The sequence below is a fragment of the Protofrankia sp. CiP1_Cm_nod4 genome (assembly GCF_982290645.1).
This window is the reverse complement of record NZ_CEVIVC010000273.1, coordinates 1-2,692: the sequence shown is the minus strand read 5'-3', so window position 1 is coordinate 2,692 and position 2,692 is coordinate 1. Positions and strand designations below refer to the sequence as shown.

The 2,692-nt window shown below is 67.4% G+C and carries 2 protein-coding genes, 1 tRNA gene and 1 pseudogene; 1 reads left to right on the top strand and 3 read right to left on the bottom strand.

The window, feature by feature from the left end; translation table 11 throughout:
* Positions 1 to 611: 611 nt before the first annotated feature.
* Entirely contained in the window at positions 612 to 1,634 is a 1,023-nt protein-coding gene (locus tag AC5LSR_RS24085; protein WP_493469080.1) for an NsdA family TPR-like regulatory protein, read from the bottom strand.
* Between AC5LSR_RS24085 and AC5LSR_RS24080 the strand changes: the two genes are divergently transcribed.
* The gene (locus AC5LSR_RS24080; RefSeq protein ID WP_250285699.1) at positions 1,633 to 2,133 is read left to right on the top strand and encodes a tyrosine-type recombinase/integrase; all 501 of its coding nucleotides are present in this window, start codon (positions 1,633 to 1,635) and stop codon (positions 2,131 to 2,133) included. The genes AC5LSR_RS24085 and AC5LSR_RS24080 overlap by 2 nt on opposite strands.
* 82 nt (positions 2,134 to 2,215) lie before the next feature.
* On the opposite strand, the gene AC5LSR_RS24075 is transcribed toward AC5LSR_RS24080, so the two are convergent.
* Together AC5LSR_RS24075 and AC5LSR_RS24070 are read right to left on the bottom strand one after the other, a co-directional pair.
* Positions 2,216 to 2,288, bottom strand: a tRNA-Lys gene (locus AC5LSR_RS24075).
* A 102-nt stretch (positions 2,289 to 2,390) separates the two neighbouring features.
* Positions 2,391 to 2,692, bottom strand: a pseudogene (locus AC5LSR_RS24070) (hypothetical protein); the annotation flags it as partial.

The following is a 2,692-nucleotide window of genomic DNA, read 5'->3' as shown; positions in this document are numbered from 1 at the left end:
CCGAGGAAGCTCAAACGTTGTCCGCCGCCCAGTGAACAGTCCACCAATGCCACCGATGGGCATCCAAAATTGTTGCCGCTTTCTCGGAAGGCGACCATAGATGGTCTCGCCTTTGCCTAGGGTGAGGGGTCGGGCTGTCCGGGGAGCGAAGCGACCCCTACTGTCTCCCGGCTGCCCGCTGGCGTGCCCATTGCTCGGTTTTCGTATGCTTCTGGCGTTCGCGCTGATCGTCTCCGTTGGTTGCGAACGCGCCCGTCGTGGAACGCATCCGGATGGTCGGTGAGGCTGACCACGGAACAGGACCAACAGCGCGAATCCGTGCCGCTCGGTACGGTATGGATTCGCCCGACCGGCGACGGTCGACCCGAACAGCGCGCCGCGGCTTACCGAGAATGGTCAGCGTGCCTGCTACTCCTGGCCTGGGTTCTGTGCGGCGGCGGGATGCGACGCGCCCGGCGAGCACGGCCGCCAGGCCGCGCGCAGCCGGTCGCGCGGCGCGGACCGCCACCGCCTTGATCCTAAAACGAATAATTCGGCAGTCAGTCAGCCTCGTACATAGCCAATGTCGTCCGTCCGGCCGCGCCTCTGATCGTCGGTCGGCTCCGTTGTGGTCAGGCCGCGGCGCTGGCAAGCGCGGTGCGGTCGATGCGGGAGACAAGCTCGCGGGCGTGGGCGTCGCGCTGGTAGGGGACGAGTCGTTTCCGCAGGTCGGTCATGGCGGTGACGTAGCGGGCGGAGGTGGGGACTCCGGCGGCGATGTCGATCGCCGTGTGGCCGGCGGTGATGGCGCCTTCGAGGTCGTTTTGTTGGGTGAAGCTGACGGCGACGACAGTTTGGCTCAGCGCCCCGCGGCGTCCCCGGTTCTGCTTGCGGGCGGCTTCGACAGACTGGCGGGCGTAACGGTGGGCCTCGGCTGGGTCGCCGATGTCGCGGAGACTGTTCGCGATCTCCCCCGTGACGTAGGGCTCGTCGATGAACTTTGCCCATTCGGGTTCGTTCGCCGGGTTGATGAGATCGAAGGTCTTTTCGGCCTGCGCGATCGTCGCGGCGGTGTCGGTGGAGCGGCCCAGGACTGACAGGGCGCGGGCTTCCAACACGTACAGGTCGGTCAGGGCGGCGGGAGCACACAGACCACGCAGACCGTGGCGGCCGGCGCGGACGAGGCGGAGCCCTTCGTCGGGGTGGCCGAGTTGGGTTGCCTGGTCGGAGAGGCCAGCCAGGACATGGGCGCCGAGCATCCGGTTACCGGCGGCGTCGGCGAGCCGGAGGGACTGGATCAGGTAGCGCTGCGCGATGCCGTGCTGGCCGGAGTCGAACGCCATCCAGCCGGCGAGATAGGTCTGTTCGGCGGCGACCTCGAAGAGGGCTTGGCGGACGGGCTCGGGGTGGGATTCCTGCAGGAGCGGGAGGACGTGTTCGGTGAGGTACTGGGCGACGGTGCGCCGGGCGATGTCACCGCCGCTTTGGATGACGTCCATTTCCTGGAACACGCCGAACATGGTGCGGATGGACTCGACCGCGGCCATGTCCGCGTGGGCGGGCCGGCCGGCGTCGGCGGCGTCCAGGCTGGTCAACAGCCAATCTCGGCTGGGGCCGGCGAGTGCGCCGAGCACGAATGATGAACGAAGCAGCATGTCCCGACGGCGCACGTCGGCCATCCAGAGTGACAGTGCGGCTCGGCTGGTGGAGCTCCTGCGTCAGCATCGGGTGATGCAGGCGGGCGAACGGTTCGAACGCGGAGACGGCTGGGCTGAGACGGGTCTCGTGTTCACCTCGTCGATCGGTACCCCGTTGGAACCACGGAACGTCAACCGCCGGTTCGATCAGCTTCGGGAAAAGGCCGGGCTCCCCTGGCTCCGTCTACATGATCTTCGTCATGCGTTCGCCTCGATGCTGTTCTCCGAAGGCGTGCCCGCGCGCACGGTCATGGAACTACTCGGACATTCGACCATCCAACTGACCATGAACACGTACACCCACGTCATGCCCGAGACCCAACGGGACGCCGTGGGCCGTCTGGACCACCTGTTCACCGGCGACAGGTCCACGGACGAAGAGGACGACAACGCGGACGAAGCCGGAGGCCCCGACCCCACCGACACCGACACCGACACCGACACCGACCAACAATGATCGATTGCAGATGGGTACACCGTTGGGTACATTGATCTTCAGACAGTCATCACCAAGAGTAACAACCGCAGGTCAGAACGGGTGCGCCGCCAGGGACTTGAACCCCGAACCCGCAGATTAAGAGTCTGCTGCTCTGCCAATTGAGCTAGCGGCGCGTGTCGCGTGCTGTGCGTTGCGACGGGTCCGAATGTACCAGGCTCCGGCGGGGTCGGGGCCCACGGGTAGGCCCCGACCGGACCAACTTGGCCACATCGGCCTCAGGGCTTCTCGCAACCGACGCCGTCGTGATCGCTGTCGAGGCCGAACGGGTCCGGGGAAAGCACCCGGACCGGCCCGGTGACGTAGTTGGGGCCGTTCCCGGAACCGCCCGCGCAGTCGTAGTCGCCGATCCCGTCCTTCAGGCACACGTCCGGATAGGCCGGATCGCAGACGGCGAGAGGCGCGGCCGCCGCTGTGGTGGCCGTCGGCCGCGCGGGGGCCGCGGCGGCCCGTGCGGGTGTCCGCGCGGGCACGGTCGTGTGTGGCGCGGATCGTGGCGTCGAGATCGTGGCGGCGGGAG

What these genes read in the sequence shown, in the direction of transcription:
- AC5LSR_RS24080 (WP_250285699.1), top strand. Translation starts at nt 1,633, where the DNA reads ATGTCCCGACGGCGCACGTCGGCCATCCAGAGTGACAGTGCGGCTCGG.
- AC5LSR_RS24085 (WP_493469080.1), bottom strand. Translation starts at nt 1,634, where the DNA reads ATGCTGCTTCGTTCATCATTCGTGCTCGGCGCACTCGCCGGCCCCAGC.